At 66.1% G+C, this 21,359-nt stretch carries 18 protein-coding genes and 1 pseudogene; 10 read left to right on the top strand and 9 right to left on the bottom strand.

Translation table 11 applies throughout. The features are described 5' to 3' along the window. Window positions 1-67: 67 nt before the first annotated feature. Window positions 68-2,773, top strand: coding sequence for a bifunctional diguanylate cyclase/phosphodiesterase (locus tag B4F51_RS04055; RefSeq protein ID WP_296223808.1), 2,706 nt, complete (start codon window positions 68-70; stop codon window positions 2,771-2,773). Window positions 2,774-2,898: 125 nt separating this feature from the next. Further along, window positions 2,899-4,311 (top strand): methyl-accepting chemotaxis protein, encoded by a 1,413-nt coding sequence (locus B4F51_RS04050; protein WP_296223807.1) that lies wholly within the window; start codon window positions 2,899-2,901, stop codon window positions 4,309-4,311. Between the two features lie 413 nt (window positions 4,312-4,724). On the opposite strand, the pseudogene B4F51_RS04045 reads toward B4F51_RS04050, so the two are convergent. The 3 genes and pseudogenes from B4F51_RS04045 to B4F51_RS04035 form a co-directional block, all read right to left on the bottom strand. Further along, window positions 4,725-4,886 (bottom strand): annotated as a pseudogene (locus tag B4F51_RS04045) (MFS transporter); the annotation flags it as partial. Between the two features lie 69 nt (window positions 4,887-4,955). Further along, window positions 4,956-6,302 (bottom strand): amidase, encoded by a 1,347-nt coding sequence (locus B4F51_RS04040; RefSeq protein ID WP_296223806.1) that lies wholly within the window; start codon window positions 6,300-6,302, stop codon window positions 4,956-4,958. Between the two features lie 27 nt (window positions 6,303-6,329). Further along, window positions 6,330-6,482 (bottom strand): DUF2848 family protein, encoded by a 153-nt coding sequence (locus B4F51_RS04035; protein WP_296223805.1) that lies wholly within the window; start codon window positions 6,480-6,482, stop codon window positions 6,330-6,332. An 80-nt stretch (window positions 6,483-6,562) separates the two neighbouring features. On the opposite strand from B4F51_RS04035, the gene B4F51_RS04030 reads away from it, so the two are divergent. The 3 genes from B4F51_RS04030 to B4F51_RS04020 all read left to right on the top strand — a co-directional run bounded on the left by B4F51_RS04030 (window position 6,563) and on the right by B4F51_RS04020 (window position 9,622). Beyond that, window positions 6,563-7,840: a flavin-dependent oxidoreductase gene (locus B4F51_RS04030; RefSeq protein ID WP_296223804.1), complete on the top strand. Its 1,278-nt coding sequence runs from the start codon at window positions 6,563-6,565 to the stop codon at window positions 7,838-7,840. 37 nt (window positions 7,841-7,877) lie between these two features. Continuing rightward, the gene (locus B4F51_RS04025) at window positions 7,878-9,035 is read left to right on the top strand and encodes an ABC transporter substrate-binding protein (RefSeq protein WP_296223803.1); all 1,158 of its coding nucleotides are present in this window, start codon (window positions 7,878-7,880) and stop codon (window positions 9,033-9,035) included. A gap of 74 nt (window positions 9,036-9,109) precedes the next feature. After that, window positions 9,110-9,622, top strand: a complete 513-nt coding sequence (locus tag B4F51_RS04020) for a MarR family winged helix-turn-helix transcriptional regulator (protein ID WP_296223802.1) — start codon at window positions 9,110-9,112, stop codon at window positions 9,620-9,622. Between the two features lie 70 nt (window positions 9,623-9,692). On the opposite strand, the gene B4F51_RS04015 is transcribed toward B4F51_RS04020, so the two are convergent. Then, window positions 9,693-10,034: a hypothetical protein gene (locus tag B4F51_RS04015; RefSeq protein WP_296223801.1), complete on the bottom strand. Its 342-nt coding sequence runs from the start codon at window positions 10,032-10,034 to the stop codon at window positions 9,693-9,695. 333 nt (window positions 10,035-10,367) lie between these two features. Here B4F51_RS04015 and B4F51_RS04010 point away from each other — a divergent pair, with 333 nt between their 5' ends. The 4 genes from B4F51_RS04010 to B4F51_RS03995 all read left to right on the top strand — a co-directional run bounded on the left by B4F51_RS04010 (window position 10,368) and on the right by B4F51_RS03995 (window position 15,540). After that, window positions 10,368-11,588: an HD-GYP domain-containing protein gene (locus B4F51_RS04010; protein WP_296223800.1), complete on the top strand. Its 1,221-nt coding sequence runs from the start codon at window positions 10,368-10,370 to the stop codon at window positions 11,586-11,588. Between the two features lie 188 nt (window positions 11,589-11,776). Continuing rightward, window positions 11,777-12,763: a DUF6685 family protein gene (locus B4F51_RS04005; protein WP_296223799.1), complete on the top strand. Its 987-nt coding sequence runs from the start codon at window positions 11,777-11,779 to the stop codon at window positions 12,761-12,763. 129 nt (window positions 12,764-12,892) lie between these two features. Then, a complete protein-coding gene (locus tag B4F51_RS04000; RefSeq protein ID WP_296223798.1) occupies window positions 12,893-13,288 on the top strand; it encodes a hypothetical protein in 396 nt (131 codons plus the stop codon). 77 nt (window positions 13,289-13,365) lie between these two features. Then, window positions 13,366-15,540: a TonB-dependent receptor gene (locus B4F51_RS03995; RefSeq protein WP_296223797.1), complete on the top strand. Its 2,175-nt coding sequence runs from the start codon at window positions 13,366-13,368 to the stop codon at window positions 15,538-15,540. A gap of 40 nt (window positions 15,541-15,580) precedes the next feature. On the opposite strand, the gene B4F51_RS03990 is transcribed toward B4F51_RS03995, so the two are convergent. Together B4F51_RS03990 and B4F51_RS03985 are read right to left on the bottom strand one after the other, a co-directional pair. Continuing rightward, window positions 15,581-16,210, bottom strand: a complete 630-nt coding sequence (locus tag B4F51_RS03990; RefSeq protein ID WP_296223796.1) for a hypothetical protein — start codon at window positions 16,208-16,210, stop codon at window positions 15,581-15,583. Window positions 16,211-16,316: 106 nt separating this feature from the next. Beyond that, a complete protein-coding gene (locus B4F51_RS03985; RefSeq protein WP_296223795.1) occupies window positions 16,317-16,685 on the bottom strand; it encodes a hypothetical protein in 369 nt (122 codons plus the stop codon). A 193-nt stretch (window positions 16,686-16,878) separates the two neighbouring features. On the opposite strand from B4F51_RS03985, the gene B4F51_RS03980 reads away from it, so the two are divergent. Continuing rightward, the gene (locus B4F51_RS03980) at window positions 16,879-18,342 is read left to right on the top strand and encodes a PLP-dependent aminotransferase family protein (RefSeq protein WP_296223794.1); all 1,464 of its coding nucleotides are present in this window, start codon (window positions 16,879-16,881) and stop codon (window positions 18,340-18,342) included. 17 nt (window positions 18,343-18,359) lie between these two features. Here B4F51_RS03980 and B4F51_RS03975 read toward each other — a convergent pair whose 3' ends face one another. From B4F51_RS03975 to B4F51_RS03965, 3 genes are read right to left on the bottom strand one after another with little or no spacing between them, the layout of a single operon-like run. Next, a complete protein-coding gene (locus tag B4F51_RS03975; RefSeq protein WP_296223793.1) occupies window positions 18,360-19,007 on the bottom strand; it encodes a PqiC family protein in 648 nt (215 codons plus the stop codon). Next, complete coding sequence (locus B4F51_RS03970; RefSeq protein WP_296223792.1) at window positions 19,004-20,647, bottom strand: intermembrane transport protein PqiB; 1,644 nt, start codon at window positions 20,645-20,647, stop codon at window positions 19,004-19,006. The genes B4F51_RS03975 and B4F51_RS03970 overlap by 4 nt, the downstream gene beginning before the upstream one ends. After that, a complete protein-coding gene (locus tag B4F51_RS03965) occupies window positions 20,644-21,324 on the bottom strand; it encodes a paraquat-inducible protein A (RefSeq protein ID WP_296223927.1) in 681 nt (226 codons plus the stop codon). The genes B4F51_RS03970 and B4F51_RS03965 overlap by 4 nt, the downstream gene beginning before the upstream one ends. Window positions 21,325-21,359: the final 35 nt, after the last annotated feature.

The following is a 21,359-nucleotide window of genomic DNA, read 5'->3' as shown; positions in this document are numbered from 1 at the left end:
CACCTTAACTTTCCTGACACGATGGTCGATATCGATAAAAACAGGCCCAAAGGCCCCACCAGCCCATATGGACGCCACTTCCGCCGAGCGACCCGATCGCCCCGAACCGGATGCAACCGGAGCGCGGCCGCTACCGCTGGCTGACGACCGCTACGAGGCGCTCGTCCGGCAGATGCCGGATGCGCTTTACATCGTGGCGGACGACATCATCGTCTTCATCAACGAAGCGGGGGTACGGCTGTTCGGGGCACGGAGCGCGCGCGACATCGTCGGCCGTGAGCTGGACGAGTTCGTGCATGGCGACTCGATGCACCTCGCCCGCCAGCGCCGCGAGTGGATGGTGGCGCACGGCGCGGGCCTGCCGCCCGTGGAGCAGACCCTGCTGCGCTGCGATGGCACGCCGGTCGACGTCGAGGTGCTTTCCGCGCCGGTGCAACTTGGCTGGCGTACCGCCATCCAGGTGGTCGCGCGCGACATCACCCAGCGCAAGCATGCCGAGCAGGCTCTGCGCGAATCCGAAGCCAACTACCGGGTATTGGCCGCCGAGACCGCTCGCGCCAAGGAGTTGCTGCGCTGCGAGAAGACCGTGCTCGAACTCAGCTCGCGCAACGTGCCGCTGCCCGACCTGCTGGCCGAAGTGTGCCGGCTGGTCGAGACGCTGCTCGATGATGGGGCGATGTGCTCGGTGCTGCTGTCTAGCGACGGCGAGCACATCACGCAGGCGGTAGCGCCGTCGCTGCCGGTCATGCTCTCGCAGGTGCTGATTGGCATCTCGATCGGGCCCTCGGTCGGTTCGTGCGGCACGGCCATGTTCCTGAACAAGTGCGTGGTGGTGGAAGACATTGACACCGACCCGCTGTGGGACGACTACCGCGACATCGTTGCTCCGCTGGGCCTGCGGGCCTGCTGGTCCACCCCAATTCGTGGCGACAACGCGCAGATGATTGGCGCGATGGGCATCTACTACGACACACCGCGCGCGCCCACGCCTGATGCCATGGGGCTGCTCGATGGCATCACCGACATTGTCGGTGTGGCGATCCAGAAGGCGCATATCGCGCGCGAGTTGCAGGAGAGCGAGGAGCGCTACCGTCTGGCGGTCGACAACCTGACCGAGGGCATCGTCGTGCAGGCGGCGGACGGCACCATCCTCGCGTGCAACCCGAGCGCCCGGCGCATCCTGCGCGCGGGCAGCGCATCGCCGGTGGGCGCCAGCCACCTGAAGTTGATGCGCCGCTCCTTGCGTGACGACGGCAGCGAGATCCCCTCTGCTGAACGGCCCACGCGCGTGGTGCTCTCCACCGGTCGCCCGCTGTTGGGCCTGACCATCGGTCTGGAGCTGGTGGACGGCGACGTGGTGTGGGTGCACGAGAACGTGCTGCCCATCGTGCGCCCCGGAGACGACGCGCCCACCGCCGTGCTGATCTCGTTCAACGACATCGGCCCCGCGCGCGCGGCCCAGCAGCAACTCACCTTCCTTGCCCAGCGCGACGCGCTGACCGGTCTGTACAACCGCGCGTATTTCGCGCAGCGCATGCAGGCCGTGATGGACCAGGCCGTTACCGATGGCCGCCAGGTGGCCGTGCTGTTCCTGGATCTGGACGGCTTCAAGAAGGTCAACGACACCGCCGGCCATGAAGCGGGCGACCACCTGCTGCGCATCGTGGCGCAGCGCCTGTCGGCATGCGTGCGTCAGAGCGATACGCTGGCGCGCCTGGGTGGCGACGAATTCGTCGTGCTGCTCGACAACGTGCGCTCGCTCGCCGAGGCCGAACGGCTGGCCACGCGCATCGTCGAGTCGATCGCGCAGCCGTTCTCCACCAGTGGCACCGAGTATTACTTGGGCGCATCGATCGGCATTGCGGTGTACCCCGAGCACGGCAGCGATGCCGCCACGTTGCTGCGCTGCGCCGACGCCGCCATGTACAACGCCAAGCAGAATGGGCGCAACCAGCACCGCGTGTACACGGCGCGGCTGTCGCAGCGCGCGCAGCGGCGCTTTCAGCTCGAATACCACCTGCGCCGCGCGCTCGCTGCCGAGGAGCTTTCGCTGCGTTTCCAGCCCATCGTCGATGCCACCTCGATGGAGATTGTCGGCGCCGAGGTGCTGCTGCGTTGGCACAGCACGGAGCTGGGCGAAGTGTCGCCCGCCGAGTTCATCCCCGTGGCCGAAGACGCGGGCCTCATTCACGAGATTGGCGAATGGGTGCTCGCACGGGCCTGTCATCAAGCCGCGCACTGGCGTGCCACCTGCCTGCCGGATTTCTTCGTCGCCGTGAACCTGTCACCGCGCCAGTTTGGCGAGGGGCTGGTACCGACTATCTCACGCTGCCTGGCCGAGGCCGGCCTGCCCGCCGGCGCGCTGGAAATGGAGATTACCGAAGGCCTGCTCATGCGCGACACCGCCGCCGTGATGCCGATGCTCGACGCGATCACGGCGCTGGGCATCCGCATCTCGATCGACGATTTTGGCACGGGATATTCGTCGCTGTCGTATCTCCAGCGCTTTCCGATCGATAACCTGAAGGTCGATCGTTCGTTCGTCTCCGGCATTCCTCGCCATCGTGATTCGGTGGTGATCTCGCGTGCGGTGGTGGCGATGGCCGCGTCGCTCGACATGACCGTCACTGCCGAGGGCGTCGAGACCCTCGAACAGGCGGAATTCCTGCAGGCCGCCGGCTGCGACAAGCTACAAGGCTTTCTGTTCGGTCCGCCCATGACGGCGGCCGCCTACGAAGCGCGTCTGCGCCGCAGCTACCCCGCGCGGGCGTAATGCGCGCGTAAGTAAGCGCAGGTAGCGTCGCTCAAGCGCGCATTCGCTCGCGCCGATAACCTCATAGAGGACCGCCCTCCGCCGTTAGCAAGGGCGCACACAACAACGATTGGAGACCGATGGCCGTGAAGCGATTTGCCTGGGGCCGTGGCCCGAAAGCCTCTCCCGAACTCGTGGCCCGCATTGCCGAAGAGGCAGGCCGCGTGGGCATGGGCATCTGCGAGGTGTCCGGTAACGTGGAGGACGTGGCAGCGCGCCTGCGCCGCCAGGCCGATGTGTTCGATCAGTTGCGCAGCGCCGCAGATGCCACCATGCGCGGCAACCACGACATCGCCGTGGCGGCGCGCCACGCGCGCGAAGTCGCGTCGCACGCCAGCGAGGAGGTGAGCGGCTCACGCGCCACGGTGGATGCATCGCTGCGCGACATCCGCGAGTTGGCCGTGGGCGTGGCGAGCATGGAGCAGCAGATTGCCGCCTTGCGCGAGGCGCTGGTGCACGTGGCCCAGGCGGCCGAGCAGATTTCGCAGATTGCCAAGCAGACCAATCTGCTGGCTATCAACGCGGCCATTGAAGCGGCGCGCGCCGGAGAATCCGGCCGCAGCTTTGCCGTGGTGGCGGGTGCCGTCAAGCAGCTTGCCGGTCAGACCGCTGAGGCCACGCACCGCATCGAGACCACGCTGGCCGACTTGTCCGGCCAGACGGACAAGCTCATCGGCGACAGCAGCACCAACGTCGCGCGTGCCCAGCGCGTGGATACGGGCACGCAGGCCATCGGCGCGGTGATCGGTGTGGCGGGCGAGGCCATCGCGCGCTTCGATGCCGAGGCCACCAACATTGCCGAATCCACTGCTGCCATTGAAGGCGAATGCGCGTCGCTCGCGCACGAGGTGGAGGCCATGGCCGAGGGGGTGCGGCAATCGAGCCAGAACATCGACAATGCGCGGCAGCAGCTTTCTGGCTTGCTGGGTTCATCGGAAACGCTGATCCGGCTGACGGCGTCCACCGGCGTGCAGAGCACCGACACGCCGTTCATCGACGCCGTGCAGGCCGCCGCGTGCAAGATTGGCGCGCTGTTCGAGTCGGCGCTGGCGCGTGGCGATATCAGCGAGGGAGATCTGTTCGATCACGCGTACCAACCGGTTCCCGATACCGACCCGCCGCAGCACCTGGCGCGTTTCACCACCTTCACCGACCGCGTGCTGCCGACGGTGCAGGAGCCGCTGCTCAAGCTTGACCCGCGCGTGGTGTTTTGCGCGGCGGTGGATACCAATGGCTATCTGCCGACGCACAACCTGAAATTCTCGCAGCCGCAGGGCGGTGATCCGGCCTGGAATGCTGCCAACAGCCGCAACCGACGGCTGTTCACTGACCGCACTGGCCTGGGTGCCGCGCGCAACACGGAGTCTTTCCTGTTGCAGACCTATCGCCGTGATATGGGCAATGGCACGTTTGCGATGATGAAGGATGTGTCGGCGCCTATCTATGTCAAGGGGCGGCACTGGGGTGGGGTGCGGATTGGGTATCGGGTGGCGGGGTAGTTTTTTTTCTTTTGGTCCATCCCTGGTTTCATCCCCTGCCGGGGCTGACTCACTTTCTTTGTCTTGCCAAAGAAAGTAAGCAAAGAAAGGCGCGCCCGATGCGGCGACTTCCCCTTGAATTTCCGTGACCGGGCGGGGAAGGAGGCAAACTCGCTTCGCTCAGACAAGCCTCCTTCCTTTTCCGCCCGCTCACAAAAATTCAAGGCGCCGCATAGGGCAGGGTACGGCCAAACCGTCTGGGCGCACGGGTTTGCGCCAAGGTTGGTTTTCGTGGGCTGCTTGTGTGCTTATTGCTTGCGCGTGCCTAGGGTGACCAACACCGCTGCGCCTAGCTCCAGCACCGCTACAAAGTACAGGCCGGCCGAGAGGTGGCCGGTGCTCGTCTTCAGCCAGCCGATCATGTACGGCGCGACGAAGCCGGCCACCACCGACAGAATACCTTCGAGCAGGAACAGCCATTGCCAGTTGGCGAGGTGCCTCACGCCTTCCGTGCCGCTCATGGTGAAGCCCGGCACTGGGCCGCCCACCACGCCGGCAATCGCGAGCGATGTCATGAACAGGCCGTTGATGCGCGCGTTGGTGGCTGACGACGAGAATTCGCTCGCGTGGCCCGGACGCAAGCAGGGAGCGTGCTGGCTAGTCGATCACCGCAGGGCAGCCTCCACCGCTCGGCCGACGCGCAGGATGCGTGCGTCATCGTCGGCGAGACCGCACAGCGACAGGCCGACCGGCAGCTCGCCGGCGGCGTGGATGGGCAGCGTCAACGCGCAGCCGTCCAGGAAGTTGATGACGCTCGGGTTGCGCAGCGTCAGTGCATTGGTGCGGAAGAACTGTGCATCGTCGGCTTCGAGCGGCGCCACTTCCGGCGGCACGATGGCCACCGTCGGCATCAGCCAGGCATCGACGTTGCCCAGGCGTTTGCGCGCGGCGGCGATCATGCGTGCGCGTGCATCCATCACGTCGATGTAGGCAGCGGCACCCATCTGTTCGCCACGGCGGATACGCGCGGCAACGCGCTGGTCGTACTGCACCTCGGCGCGCGCCAGTAGCGGGCGGTGCCACGCCCACGCCTCGGCGGCCGTGAGACCGCCGCCGCCGTTGATCTCGGGCAGTTGCAGCAGCTCGGGGAAATCGAAGCGGACGATGTGTGCGCCCGCACGTCCGAGATGGACGATCGCGCGGTTGAATGCGCTGGCGACCGTGTCGTCGAGGTCCGCGCCCACGTAGTCCTGCGTGACGCCAAAGCGCAGGCCGGCCAGCGGAACGGCGTCGGTGTCGAGGGTATCTCCGCTGAGGATGGCGTCGACGATGGCGCAGCAATCCACCGAGTTGGTCAGCGGTCCGCCCGAATCGAGCGAGGTGGACAGCGGCACGCCGCCTGTCATCGGTACGCGCCGCGCGGTGGGTTTGAAGCCGGTCAGATTGCAGAAGGCGGAGGGGATGCGGATCGAGCCGCCCGTGTCGGTGCCCAGCGCGGCGACAGCCATGCCGCCAGCAACCGTCACCGCACCGCCCGAAGTCGAACCACCCGCAGCGCGTGTGCCGTCCGCCGGTGTGCGCGGCGTACCGTAGTGCGGGTTCAGCCCCAGGCCCGAGAACGCAAACTCGCTCATGTTGGTGCGCCCCAGCAGTACAGCACCCGCAGCGCGCAAGCGCGAGACCGCCGTGGCATCGGCAGTGGCGGGCGGCTGGTGCGCTAGCGCGCGCGAGCCTGCGGCCGTCACCTGGCCCGCTACGTCAAACAGATCCTTGATCGACACCGGCAGCCCTGCCAGCAGCGAGGGCACGTTGCCTGCTGCGCGCGCGGCATCGGCGGCGCGCGCCATGGCCAGCGCGGCCTGTGCGTCGATGCTGACGTAGGCGGCACCACCGGCTGCGCGGTGTGCTTTGGCGTGCTCAAGCGCCGCCTCGGTCAGGGCGACGCTGGTGGTGCGGCCACTGGCCAGTTCTGCAGCCAAGGTGCGGATCATGTTCGGGCGGGGCGTCATCATGCGGAAATCTCCGGTGGGTGGGGCGCTTCAGCCCTCAACGGGCAGCGTGTCGACAGCATACCGATGGCGCAGCTCGCCGCCGGATACCGGGTCGATCAGCGCCATGTTGAACGCTTCGCCAAAGCCGAGTTCGCCGATGATCGGCTGCGTGGCACAGAACATGATGGTGCCCACGGGCATTTAGGGAATGCCCTGATCCCGCGTGGTCTGGTCATTCAGTCTATTTGTTATAGACTGCAACAAATTTCACGGAGACAGCCATGAAGATCGCCATCATCGGCGCTGGCATCGGCGGGCTCACGCTCGCGCTGATGGCCGAGCGCCAGGGCTTCGAGGTCGAGGTATGGGAGGCTGTGCAGACGCTGCGGCCGCTGGGTGTGGGCATCAATCTGCTGCCGCACGCTGCGCGCCAGTTGTGCGAACTCGGTCTGGAAGACACGCTCGGCGCACTGGCGATCCGTACCTCGGCGCTGGCTTACTACAACCGCTTCGGCCAACCGATCTGGCATGAGCCGCGCGGGCTGGCGGCGGGCTACGACTGGCCGCAGTTCTCCATTCATCGCGGTGAATTCCAGATGGCGCTGGCCGACGCCGTGGCCGAGCGGCTCGGGCCCGGTTGCATCCGCCTTGGCCACAGCTTTGAGGCGGTGCAATCGACGGGAGAGAGCGGCGGCCCGGTGCGCTTCACGCTGCGGGATCGGGCCGACGACACTGTCGTCGAATCGTCGGCCGACGTGCTGATCGGCGCGGATGGCATCCACTCCGCCGTGCGCCGCCAGTTCTATCCGAGCGGCGATGCCCCGCGTTTTGCTGGCCGCATGTTGTGGCGCGCAGTCACCGAAGCCGCGCCATATCTCGACGGCCGCACCATGTTCATGGCCGGCCACCAGGACCAAAAGTTCGTCGCTTACCCCATCTCCGAGCCACTGCGTCAGCAGGGCCGCTCGCGCATCAACTGGATCGCCGAATTGCGCGTGCCCGATGAAGCCCCGCCGCGCAGCGACTGGAACCGCGAGGTCGACCGCGCCATCTTCCGCAGCGCCTTTGCGGATTGGAAATGGGATTGGATCGACATTCCCGCGTTGATCGATGGCGCCCAGGCCGTGTACGAATTCCCGCTGGTCGACAAGGACCCGCTGCCGCGTTGGACCTTTGGCCGCGTCACGCTGCTGGGTGATGCGGCGCATCCGATGTATCCGATCGGCTCGAACGGCAGTGCGCAGGCGATTCTCGATGCGCGTGCGCTGGTCGATTGCCTGCTCGCCACGCGCGACATTGGCATCGCCCTGCGCGAGTACGAGGCGGATCGTCTGCCGCGCACCGCCGGCATCGTGCTGCGCAACCGGCTCAACGGGCCGGAGCAGGTCATGCAGCTCGCGCACGAGCGCGCACCGCAAGGCTTCGCACGCATCGACGACGTGATCCCGCGTGCCGAGCTGGAAGGCATCGCGATGCGCTATAAAAGACTGGCCGGTTTCGATCCGCAATCGCTGCGCGATCAGCCACCGATGCCTGGCCGCGCTCACGTGTCTGCTTGAGCGGCCACAACCAAGACCGAAAGAGAGGAGGGGACCTATGACCATCCGCCGCACCATCTGCGCCGCAGCCGCACTGCTGCTTGCCACCGCCGCCCATGCCGAGATCGTGGTGGGCGTGAGCTTGTCGACCACGGGGCCGTCGGCGTCCCTCGGCATCACGCAGAAGAACTCGCTGGCGTTCTATCCGGATTCGATCGGCGGTGAGAAGCTGCGCCTGGTGGTGGTGGACGACGCCTCCGACCCAGCCACCGGCACGCGCCTGGCGCGCAAGCTGGTGACCGAAGACCACGTGGATCTGATTGTCGGCTCGTCGGCGGTGGCGCCGTCGATTGCGATGGCCGAGGTGGCCACCGAATCGCAGACGCCGCAGTTGTCGCTGGCACCGGTGGAGTTGAAGCCCGGCAAGGGCGATTGGACATATCGGCTGGCCCAGCCGATCTCGCTGATGGCCGAGGCGATTGCGGCGCGCATGGCGGCGTCCGGCGTCAAGACCGTCGGTTTTATCGGCTTTGCAGATGCGTACGGCGAGAGCTGGCTGAAAGACTTCACCGCCGCCGCCACGCCGCACGGGCTGAAGGTGGTGGATGTAGAACGCTACGCGCGCGCCGATACCAACGTGACGGGGCAGGTCGCCAAGCTGGTGAGCCTCAAGCCCGATGCGATCCTGGTGGCGGGCGCCGGCACGGGCGCGGCACTGCCGCACACGTCGCTGCGTGACCGCGGCTATGCCGGGCCGATCTACCAGACGCACGGCGCGGCCACCAAGGATCTGATCCGCATCGGCGGCAAGGCCGTCGACGGAGCCATCCTGCCGGCCGGCCCGGTGATCGTGGCTGAGCAGTTGCCTGATAGCCACCCGAGCAAGAAGACCGCGCTGGAGTACGTCACGCGCTATGAGAAGGCCTACGGCCCCGACACCCGCACGCAGTTCGGCGCCCACACGTGGGACGCGCTGCAGGTGCTGCAGCGGATCGTGCCGGTGGCGCTCAAGAAGGCCAAGCCCGGCACGCCCGAGTTCCGCCGCGCGTTGAAGGATGCGCTGGAGACCGAGCGCGACATCGTCGTCTCGCACGGCGTGCTGAACTACACCGCCACCGACCACTTCGGCTTCGACGCGCGCGGCCGTGTGCTGCTGACCATCGATCACGGCAAATGGAAGTTGCTGCCGGCGGATCGGGACGTCACGAAGAACTGAAGCTCTCCTCGGTTCATGGATGACGGGTGCGTCGCCAACGATAATCGACGTATCCCGTATGAACCTCGCCCCCAATGCCTCGCCACCCCAAAGCCGACGACCTATACCCTGCCGTGGCTGAAGCCGGCCATTTCAACCCGCACGTGATGGACGTGGAGTACGGCGCGCTCGACGGGCTGGTCGGCTATGCGGTGCGGCGCGCGCAGCTCCACATCTACGAAGACTTCGTGCGCTCGCTGCAGGCGTGGAACATCACGCCACCGCGCTTCTCGGCCATGACCGTGATCGCGCATAATCCCAACCTCAAGCTGACCGAACTGGCCGACATTCTGGGTGTGGCGCGCTCGGGCGCGGTGATGCTGGTCGATACGCTGGAAGGCATGGGCATGGTCGAACGGCTTCCGTCACCGACAGACCGCCGGGCCTTCCGGCTGGTGCTGACCGCCAAGGGGGCAACCACGCTGGACGAGATCACGCGTGCCGTCACCGCCCACGATGCCCGCGTGACGGCGCACCTGTCCGGCGAGGAGCGGCGGACCTTGCTGGTGCTGCTCAACAAACTCGCGGCGGGGCCGGAAGCGGCATGAATGACAAATCACACATGAAAAACGGCCCGGGGTTTTGGACTGCCCCGGGCCGTTGCTTCTTGACGTTGGCTTAGCGTTTATCCGCGTCGATTGCCTTCTGCCAGAGATCCTTGTCGGGCGGGTAGAGCGAATCGAAGTACTCGCGCAGCGTGCAGATCTCCTGCACGATCACGAACGGAAAGCCCTGGCGGCCACCGCGGTCGTCCATCTGCAGGCTGTTCAGGTAGCGCCGGCAGCCGATGAAATCGGCCCACTTGGCGGCGATGGTGTTGATGATGCGCGGGAAATTGCGGCCGAGTTCGATGGGCCGCACTTCGTCGGGCAGGGACGCCAGCCAGCGGATGGCCTCGCGGTTGAGTGCGAAATCATCGGCGCTGGACCGCTTGCGTTGGGATGTTGGATCGTGAGTCATGTCGGATGCGCATCCATGATGGCTAGTGTACGCTGCCTGTGCCCGGCCGCCAGCCCGACGGGCGAGGGTCTTGACGCGCCAGGCGTTTGATTCGGCCGGCGCCGCCTGATCCACTTCTTTTCCTCAAGTTTTGCGCAAGCGTGCCGATTAGCCAAGCGCGGTCTGCTTCGCTAGTGGCCCAGAGCATCCACACTGAGACCGGCCCCACCAGAGATGTGCCTGCACGCTTTGTGAGGCAGGGTCTTGATCGGCGAACAGAGTGCCAGTGTCGGCTGGCGTGCCGCATCTCAATTTCAATCAAAAAACCGGACTTCGAGCCGAGGCAGGCAGGGTATGAAGCGAATCGATGCGAACCAATTGCGTGTCGGTATGTTTGTCACGAAGCTGGGCGGGTCCTGGCTGAAGCATCCATTCTGGCGTTCGCAATTCCAACTATCGCACCAGGGTCAGGTCGACGACATCCTGAAGGCCGGCATTTCCGAGATCTGGATCGACCCGGAGCGCGGCGAGGACGTCCTGCCCAAGGCCTTGATGCCAACCCCAGCCCCTGTGGCCGCGCCCGAACCCGAGCCGCTCACGCGCGAGAGCGTGGCGGCCCGCCCGCCGTTGACCCCCACGTCGCTCAAGGAAGAGTGGAAATACGCCCAGCAGTTGATGCAGAACGGCAAGGCGACGCTCGGGCACATGTTTGCCGAAGCCCGCATGGGCCGCGCGCTGGAGACCGACAAGGCGCTGCTGCTGGTGGATGATGTCTCCAACTCGCTGGCGCGCAACTCCTATGCGCTGATCGCCCTGGCGCGCCTGAAGAACAAAGACGACTACACCTATCTGCATTCCTTTGCGGTGTGCGCGCTGATGGTTGCGCTGGCCCGCACGCTGGGCCTGCCCGAAGACGAGATCCGCGAATGCGGGCTGGGCGGGCTGGTACATGACATCGGAAAATCGGCCATGCCGCGCACGTTGCTCGACAAGAGCACGGCGCTCACCAAGGAAGAACTGGCGCTGCTGCAGACCCATGCCGTGGGCGGCCACCATCTGCTGCAGGGCACCGGCCAGTTCAGCGACATCGCACGCGAAATCTGCCTGCACCACCACGAGCGCATCGACGGCAGCGGCTACCCCGACGCGCAGAAGGCAGACGGGATCAGGCTGTGGGCCAAGATGGGCGCCATCTGCGATGTGTATGACACGCTCACCTCGAGCAGCCCGTACCACCATGCGTGGTCGCCGGCGCAGGCGCTCAAGTACATGATGGCGCGTACCGACACGCAGTTCGATCGCACCGTGTTCCAGGCTTTCACACGCAGCGTGGGCATCTATCCGGTCGGCACGCTGGTCAAGCTGCGTACCAATCGGCTGGGCGTGGTCGTCAACCAGAACGAGGCCTCGGCGCTCAAGCCCGACGTGGTGGTGTTCTATTCCGGCAATACCAAGACGCGCGTGCGCCCCGAGCGCATCAGCCTGGGCAAGTCCGACGATGTCATCGTCACCGTGGAAGATGCCACCACCTGGGGCTTGTCGGACGAGGAAGTCTCCGACATGTGCCTGGTCTGAGATTGATCTGGCAAGTCCCCACGACCTTTGTGTATGTTTCTTAACACGGACTTCAACAAACTTCATGGCATACCCCTCTAAAGTGGGGTACCGTTGAGTCGTTGGTTTTTACATTGCCGAACAATCGCCACACACAGAGTGATGTCGGTAACCTGACAAACGAACGATTCAGTCTTCCGGGGGGTGACATGAACGTTTCCAACCTGCTGCATGCGGCCTCGAACTGGGTGATCCAGTCACGGGCTTTCAATGTCACGCAATCGGTTGCACACCATCGCACGGAAAGCGATGCGCTGTCGCACTGGAAACTCGATATCTGGCACAAGAGCGTGCCGTTCCTGTTCGAGGGCGGCCTAGCCGAGCCCGCACACCATCTGTTTCCCAAGCATCTGCCGGGCGCCGAGTGGGTGGACGAACTTCAGCACCATCTCAGCCAGCTCGTGGGCGTGCGCCGCGAGCATTGCAGGATCGACATTCGCGCGGTGACGGGGCTGGCGCAGTCGCCGTGCTCGGTGCACTCGTTCCCCAGCATGCTGGTGTTTGCGCATCAGCACTGCCGCCGCATTCCGCACAGCACGGATGCCGACTTTGCCGCCAACCGGCGCCATGTGTTCCGTTACGCAGACCAGACCAACGTATTCCGCGCCTACGATTTTGCTGGCGGCGAACTCTTCTACATGAACGAGTGGGGCGCGCACCATTTCGCTGCGCTGGCGTTGCAGGCGCGAACGCAGAACCGCGAACTGCTGATCGACGCGGAGGTCCGTCATGCGCGCTCCGCACGAGGGCTGCGCCGGCTGCTCGACAGCTTTTACGTGATCGGGGCGCGACGCCAGGGGCAGCAGCGCTACGGCACGCGTTTGTCAGAGGCACTGGCCAACCACCAGGTGCCGCATCGCTGGATGCACGGCCGCCGCGAGACCGAAGGCTTCGAACTGTGCTTCCTGCCCAAGTCGGACCGCTTCGCCAATTGCGTGGGCGAACAGCTCGTGCGCGACGGTTGGTTTGACTACGGCACATGGCTGGCCGGCCTGCATGACGCCACCGAAGTGGGTGCGCCGGCACACCGCGCCGAAACGGCCCGCAAGGCTCGCCCGAACTGGAAGCGCGTGTCCGTGCCGAGCCTGGGGATGCCGACCGGCTTCGCGCCAAGTTTTGCGCACACGCGTTTGTAATACACGGACGCTATGGTTGTGGGCTGACCTTCTCTCTGCCTCCGCCCCCCGCCCGACGGATTGCCGAATCGGGCGGCCGGTGTCAGAATTCGCAACTTAGTTGCATTGGGGTGCGTTGTGTGTGACCTCATGCACCTGCGTCTACCCCTGACCGTGCGCTCCTTCCGTTCCCCCTTCCTGCATCTGCGCTGGCTCGCTTGCCTGCTGGCTGCGCTTCTGCTGTTCGGTCAGCAGGGCGCGCTGCGGCATGCGCTTTCGCACATTCAGGATTGGAGCGAAGGGGCGCCCGCTGAACTCAGCGCTACGACCAAGCCCGCCGGCGCCGAGCGCAGCCAGCCCGTACAAGAGCACGCGGCGTGTCTGCAATGCGCTGCCTTTGCTGCGCTTGCGGCAGCCTTGCCGATGCTGGTGGCGCTGCGCCTGCGCAGCACGCGGCGCTGGCATTTTCCGCATATCGGCTTTCATGCCGGGGCGCCGGTCTTTCCGGTCGCCGTCTGCTCGCGCGACCCGCCGTTCCGCCTTTGATTCCTGCCCAGCCTGCCGGCCCGCGTGTTGACGCGCGGGCTGCCGTTTGACGCATCCGCTCGATTCAAAGGTTTTTCATGATTCCGTTCCAGCCTACCAAGCTGGTGATGGCGCTTGTCGCCGTCTTGCCATCCGTTGCAGCCGTTTCCGCGTTCGCGCAGGAAGCCGCCACGCCTGCTGCCGCCTCGTCCAATGTCGCGCCTGCCACCAACGTGCGCGACCTCGGCGAAACCCGCGTCACCGCCAAGCGCCTGGACGCCGCGCGCAACGCGCTATCCCCCGACACCGGCAGCTCCGTCTACAAGTTCGATACCGACGATATCGCCCGCTTGCCGCTGGGTGACGCCACGCCGCTGAACCAGGTGCTGCTGCAGGCGCCGGGCGTGGTGCAGGATTCGTTCGGCCAACTGCACGTGCGTGGCGATCACGCCAACCTGCAGTACCGCATCAACGGCGTGATCATTCCCGAGCCGATCAGCGGCTTCGGGCAGATGCTCGACACGCGCTTCGCCAATCAGATCAACGTGCTGACCGGTGCGCTGCCGGCGCAGTACGGCTACCGCACCGCGGGTGTCGTCGACATCCAGACCAAGGGCGCCGCCAGCGACGAAGACGGCCAACCGAAGGCCATCAGCGGCGAGATCGGCACCGTGCTCGGCAGCAACGCCACGCATGAGGTCAACGCGCAGATCCAGGGTACGAAGGATCGCTTTAGCTATTACCTCAGTGGCGTATTCGCCGAGAACAACCTCGGCATCGAAAACCCGACGGGCAATCGCAACGCCACGCACGACCACACCACGCAGAACAAGTCGTTCGGCATGCTCTCGTACCTGCTGGACAACGACAGCCGCGTGAGCTTCATGTTCGGCACGTCCAACGGCCGCTTCCAGATTCCGACGCGCCCCGGGTTGGAATCGCAGTTCACGCTGGACGGCGCCGTGCCGCCGGCGTCGGAGGCGCTCAACGCCAACCAGCGCGAGAAGACCGACTTCCAGATCCTGACGTACCAGCAGAAGGTGTCGCCCAAGCTGGACTATCAGGTGTCGCTGTTCCGCCGTTCGAGCCGCATCGACTACATGCCCGACCCGGTGGGCGACCTCGTCTACAACGGCGTGGCCGCCGACATCACGCGTCGCAACGAGGCCTACGGCGTGCAGGGCGATGCCAGCTACAAGCTCAACGACCGCCACACGCTGCGTGCCGGCGTGTTCGTGCAACGCGAGCGCTTTGTGGCCGACAACACTTCCAGCGTGTTCCCCGCTGACAGCACCGGCGCGCAGACCAGCAACACCCCGTTTACCGTCGTCGACAACCACAGCGGCAGCGGCACCACGCTCGGCGTCTACCTGCAGGACGAGTGGAAGCCCACCGACAAGCTCACCATCAACTACGGCGCACGCTACGACCACGTCAACACCAGCGTCAGCGAGCAGCAGTTGAGCCCGCGCCTGGGCTTGACCTACGACGTCGACAGCCGCACCCGCGTGCATGCCGGCTACGCGCGCTACTTCACGCCGCCGCCGACCGAGAAGTTCGACGCCACCTCGGTGCAGGCCTTTCAGGGCACGACCAATGCGCTGCCCTCGGATGCCAACACGGCCGTCAAGTCGGAGCGCTCGAACTACTTTGACCTGGGTGTCTCGCACCAGCTCACGCCGCACCTGACGCTGGGCCTGGATGCGTACTACCGCGACGTGCGCCACCTGCAGGATGAAGGGCAGTTCGGTAACGCGCTGCTGTTCTCGGCGTTCAACTTCGAGCGTGGCCGCATCTACGGCCTGGAAGGCAGCGCCAACTACCGCGAGGGCAACTTCGGCGCCTACCTGAACGTGGGCGTGTCGCGGGCACAGGGCAAGGGCATCGAAACCGGCCAGTTCAACTTTGACGACGCAGAACTTGCGTACATCAACAGCCACTGGGTCAATCTCGACCACGACCAGCGCCTGACCGCCTCGGCCGGTGTGTCTTACAAATATTGGGGCACAACGTGGATGGCCGACGCGCTGTTCGGCACGGGGCTGCGCCGTGGCTTCGCCAACACCGATCACATGCCGGCTTACTGGCAGATGAACTTTGGTGCCGCGCGCGACTTCAATCTGCCGATGCTAGGCAAGCTCAAGACGCGCCTGAGCGTGCTCAACGTGTTTGACCGCAGCTACCAGTTGCGCGATGGCACGGGCATCGGCGTGGGCGCGCCGCAGTTCGCGCCGCGCCGCACGTTCCTGCTGTCGGTCAGCAAGCCCTTCTAAGCAGCACGGGCCGGCACACCGAGGCTGGCCCAACCTCCCGTTACATCGGTGGGACGAGCCCGTCTTTGCCGACCAGCACGCGCTGCGCCGTCAGTGCACCTTGCGCATCGGCGCGCACGAACATCACCACGTGCGCGCCGGCCTTCAGCTCATCACGCCGCCCGGGCGCGAAGGTGACGATCGGCACCTCCGGCGGCACCACGATGCGCTGCTCACCATCCTTGTATTTGACCGACAGCGTGCGCCCTTGCGCGCCCGTCAAGGCGCCTGCCTGCTCGACCGAGCCGTTGGTCATGCTGCTGTCCGGGCCCAGGTCGTACGGGCGGTGGCCGTCGCCGATGCCGCGCATGGCTTCGGGAAACACGTGCACCTCCAGCGCGCGCAAGGTGCCGTCGGGCTGCTTGACCGCGGCCGTGCCGATGTAGCTGCCGGCCTGGATGGCAGAGGGCTCGCTGGGCGTGACTTCGGTGACGTTGAGGTCGGCGGGCAGGGCCACGCTGGCCTTGTTGCCCGACGTATCGGTCACGTCGACGGTATTGCCGTGTACAGCGGTGATTGTGGCGCGCACTCGGGCGGGTGCGCCTTGCGCGGAGGCCGCCAACGGTACGGCGGCAAGGCAGGCGAGCACCAGTGCACCGCGGGCGCTAGCGGAAAAACGCAGATGGGTCATGGCAGATTGGGACATTCGCTCAAGCGTGGAAGGGGGGCCGGTCCCTTGCTGCAGCAAGCACCGTGCCGCCCGCCAGTGTAGGGCGTGCTCACGTGCCGTGCAGGCCCTATGCCCGGCCTCGCGATGTCAGGCGTCGCGCCCGCAGCGCAGCCAGCCAGTCGCGCAGCGGTGTCAGCCACCGCCACCGGGGCGTCTCCACCGACGCCACGAATACACGTAGTTGCGCGCCGCCTGGCTGGTCTGCATACAGGCCCCACCAGCCGGAGGTGTCCAGCACGTGAGCGTGTCCTTCGGTGACGGTGTGGCGAATCCCGAGCGTGTCGCCAGCTAGCCAGCGGGGCGGGTATTCCAGTGTGACGTTGCCGGCCAGGACAATCACCGTGGTGCCGGCTGGCAGCCATGCGAGGCGGGATTGGCCGGTGTGCAGGGTGGGCCAGTCGACGTGGGGGGCGGGATGTTGTGTCGAGACAGTCATGTCGATCTCCTGTGCATGACTGCAGCGTAGGGAGATGCCAACAGCCGCAACAGACACAGAAATGACTGCTCACCACGCAACAGCACCGGCTTTGTGTCTATCTGTTACGGTACAGTTTTGCGTTGTCTGTATCTGTTCTGGTGACGGCCGTGTCGGCAAGATGTGCTCGACACCTCATCGTCACCTGCCCGCCATGTCGATCGTCGAGTTGACTCCACCGCCCGCGCAGCCGCTGTACCGGACCTTGGCCGACCATTATCTCGGCGCGATTCGCAGCAGCGTGCTGGCCCCGGGCGAGCGCATGCCTTCGGTGCGCGCGCTGATGCGCACGCACGGGGTGAGCCTGTCGACGGCGCTGCAGGTGTGCCGGCATCTTGAGGCCGAAGGTTGGCTGGAAGCGCGCGAGCGTTCGGGGTACTTTGTCCGACAGCCGCGCCGCGCGCTGCTTGCGCCGGTAAAGGAGCCGGAGGTGGCCACGCCCGACCCTGCCGCCTACGTGGGCGTGCATGCGCGCGTGTCGGCCATCGTGGCGCGCGGGCAGCAGGCCAACGTGCGGGTTGACCTGTCGGGGGCAAGCGGGGCGGCCACGCTGTATCCGTCGACGGCGCTCAACCGGATTGCCACGCAGGTGCTACGCCGGTATCCACTACTGCTCACGCAGGCGGTCACGCCGAACGGGCATCCGGAACTACAGACCGCCGTGGCACGCCGCGCGCTCGACATGGGCATGCAGATCGCGCCGGACGACGTGGTCGTCACGCACGGTTGCATCGAGGCGGTGAACCTGGCGCTGCGCGCCGTCGCGCAGCCCGGCGACACGGTGGCGGTGGAATCGCCCACGTACTACGGGTTGCTGCAGGTGCTGGAAAGCCTGGGCATGCGCGCGGTCGAGATTCCCACCAGCCCGCGCACGGGCATGTCGCTCGAAGCACTGGAGATGGCGGTGCAGGCCTACGGCAACATCCGCGCCGTGGTGGTGGTGCCCAACCTGCAGAATCCGCTGGGCAGCATCATGCCGGATGCCGCCAAGCGGCGCATGGCGGCCTTCTGCGAAGCGAACCACATTGCGCTGATCGAAGATGACACCTACAGCCCGCTGGCCGACAGCCCGACGCCGCTCAAGGCCCTCAAGGCGTGGGACCGCACGGGCAACGTGATCTACTGCGCGTCATTGAGCAAGACGGTAGCGCCGGGGCTGCGCCTGGGCTGGATGACCGCGGGCCGCTGGCACGAGCGCGTACAGATGCTGAAGTTTGCGCAATCGCGGCCGAACGATTCGTTGTCGCAGGTGCTGGCTGGGCGCTTCATCGCGTCCGGTGCCTACGACCGGCATATCCGCGCGCTGCGCCAGACACTGCGCGAGCAGCGCGAGCGCATGGCCGAATCGATTGCGGGGTGCTTCCCGGCTGGCACGAGGCTGTCGGTGCCGGCGGGCGGATTGGCGATGTGGGTGGAATTGCCTGCCAACGTGTCGTCGACGGCCTTGTTCGATGTGGCGCTGGCCCAGGGCATCCGCATTGCGCCGGGGACGATGTTCTCGAACCTGAATCGCTTCGATCATTACTTCCGCATCTGCTTCGGGCTGTCGCCTTCGGCCAACCTGGAAGCGGCGCTGGCCACGCTTGGCCAGCTTACGCAGCAACTGGCGGAGGCCTGACTCAGCCTCTCAGCCTGTTACCGGCACCACGCCGGCACAGCCGAGCGTGACTCCAGGCCAAGCACACTCTGCGCGATCTGTTCAGACCACTGCTGCACCAAGCGCTGCGTCGATGCGACCACTGCATCAATGCCCGCATTCTCGCCTCCGCTCACCGGTTCCGTGAGTGCGGTCTGGCAAGTGAGGGCCGAGGTCGCTGGGCCGCGCGTTGCTGCATCACGTGTCACACGCCAGGTCAGTAGCGCGGTCACGCGCTGGCCGGGGCGCGCATCGTAGCTGCGCATGTCCGTCGTGATGCGGTAGAGCGGCACGCCCGCCGGTGCAGCGCCGCCGCCCACGTCCACCGCCGACAACGCATTGGCCAGATTGGCTGACAGCGCATCGCGCAGCTCAGCGCCGAAGGGGGCGGCCCAACGCTGTAGCTCAAGCGCCTGCACCTCGCTGTCGGACGTGCGCAGCACGATCTGCGGCTTGTCCAGACGATCGGGCACGCGCACGCCAGACAGGCGGAAGGCGCGCTCAAAGCGCACGGTGTCCACCGTCGCCGGGCGAGCCGACAGCGTATGCAGGGTCGGCTCGGGCGAGGCGCACGCGGTCATCAACATGGCCGCCGCAACCGCGCAGGCCGTTCGAAGGGAAGAAGACAGCATCGTCGTCGGCATCATTGCGCGTCCTTTGCCTTGCCTCGGATCAGCGCTTCCGGGTGGCGGTCCAGGTAATCGGTCAGCACGCGCACCGACGCGGCCGCCTTGGCAACCTGCTCCAGCGTGTCACGCGCGTTGTGCTGCAGCGGCGAGTCTTCGGAGAAGACCTGGCGCGCGGCGTCCAGCGTGCGGCGGGCCTCGGCCAGCGTGTCCCTCATCTGCGGGGCCAGGTCGCTGTTGACGGTCTTGGCCAGTTGCTCGGTCTGCTTGAGTGTGGCGTCGAGCGTGGTCAGCGTGCGATGCACGTCCTGGCCGATCTGCTCGAACGGCACCTTGTTGAGCTTCTTCACGATGCTGGCGATTTGCGCTTCGATATCGTCGGTCGGATTGTCGGCGGTCGGGAAGATGTAGGCGCCGTCGCGCTCGCGCATGCCGAAGCGCGGAGGCGTCTTCTCGCGGTCGGCCGCGTCGATGAAATCGAGCTGCACGAACTGCTGGCCGGTCAGCAGGCTAGCGCTCTTCAACTGCGCACGCATGCCGTTCTTGATCAGCGCGTCGAACTGCATGCGCACGTCATCAGCCTCGTGCTGCGCGTTGTCGTCGCGGATGTCCATGCCGAAGCGGGTCGGGTACAGCGTGGCCGTGACCGGCAACACGAATTCCTTGCGCTTGCGGTTGTAGTGGATGCCGATCGACTTGACCTCGCCCACGTTGATGCCCTTGAACTCCACCGGCGCCCCCACCGTCAGGCCGCGCAGCGAGCGGTGGAAGTACATCACCACGGTCTGCGAGATGTGCTCGGGATCCTTGAGTGCCTGGGTTTCGTTGTGCACGAGATCGAACTCGGCATCCGCCACGGCCGGGTCATGCTCGGCCCCTTCCGGCGTCTGGAAGGCGATGCCGCCCAGCACTACCGTCAGCAGCGATTGCGTATCGAGCTTCAGGCCATTGGCGTCAACCTTCAGGTCGATGCCGCTGGCGTTCCAGAAGCGCGTGCCGCGCGTGACGAATTTATCGAATGGCGCGTTCACGAAGACGTGCAGGCTCACGCCCTTGCCGTCAGGGTCGATGTCATAGGCGGTCACTTGCCCGACGCGCACGCGTCGGAAGTACACCGGCGACCCGATGTCGAGCGAACCCAGATCGGACGCGCGCAGCTTGAATTGCTTGCCCTGGGTGTCGGCATAGATGGCCGGTGGCGTGTCCAGGCCCTTGAAGCTGGATTTCTTCTCGTGCGAACGCCCGCCGTCCACGCCGATGTAGGCGCCCGAGAGCAGCGTACCCAGGCCCGAGATGCTGCCGGCCGCCACGCGTGGGCGGACCACCCAGAAGCGCGTGTCCGCCGAGGCGAAGGCTTTGCCGTCGTGCGTGAGTTCGATCAGGACTACGGCACCGGAGCGGTCTTCCGTCAGGCCGACGGCCTTGACGACGCCGATGTCGACGCTCTTGTATTTCACGCGTGTCTTGCCAGCCTCGATGCCCTCGGCGGAGCTGAACGTGACCGCCACCTGCGCGCCGCGCGCCAGGATCACGCGTGCCATGAGCGTGGCGCCCACCGCGAGCGCGACGATCGGCACCAGCCAGATCAGCGAAGGCAGCCAGCGCTTGCGTTTCATGCGGCGCGGCGGCGGGACGTTGTCGGGTTGTACGGGATCGGTCATGCGTCGGTCTCTTCGGGATCTGGCTCGTCGACGGCGTCCCAGATCAGGCGGGGGTCAAAACAGCGGGCGGCGAACATGGTCAGCACCACCACGGCGGCAAACGGCCCGACTCCGGGGCCGGGCTTGATGATGGCGAGCGTGGACAGGTGCACCAGCCCCGCCAGCAGCGTCACGACAAACACGTCGAGCATCGACCAGCGGCCGATCGCCTCGACGATCACGTACAGGCGCGTACGCAGGCGCGGGTTCCAGCGCCAGCGCTGCTGCACCGACAGGCACAGCACCGCCAGGATGCCCAGCTTGGCCAGCGGCACGAAGAAGCTGGCGATGAACACGATGATGGCCAGGTGCCACGAGCCCGTCGTCCATAGATAGACGATGCCGCTCATGATGGTGTCCTGCTGCGCGCCGAGCAGCGTCTCGGTAATCATCACGGGCAAGACGTTGGCCGGCAGGTACATGGCGGCGGCGGCGATCAGCAGGGCCCAGCAACGCATCAGGCTGTCGGGTTTGCGCGCGTGCATGGGCGACAGGCAGCGCGGGCAGACCGGCGCGGCGGTCGGCTCTGGCGCGTCGTCGTGCGCGAGCGTGGGCTCGCTGGCGACTTGCGTACTGGGCATGCGTGCCAACAGCCCGCAGCGCTCGCAGGTGGCGAGGCCGTGCGCGGCAGCGCGCAGCGGGCGTGCCGGCTGCGCCGGCGTGGGATTGGCGG

Origin of the sequence: Ralstonia sp. UBA689, assembly GCF_002298975.1 — a bacterium.
GTDB lineage: Bacteria > Pseudomonadota > Gammaproteobacteria > Burkholderiales > Burkholderiaceae > Ralstonia.
Note: the sequence above shows the minus strand (reverse complement) of the source record. Positions and strands in the feature narration are given on the sequence as shown.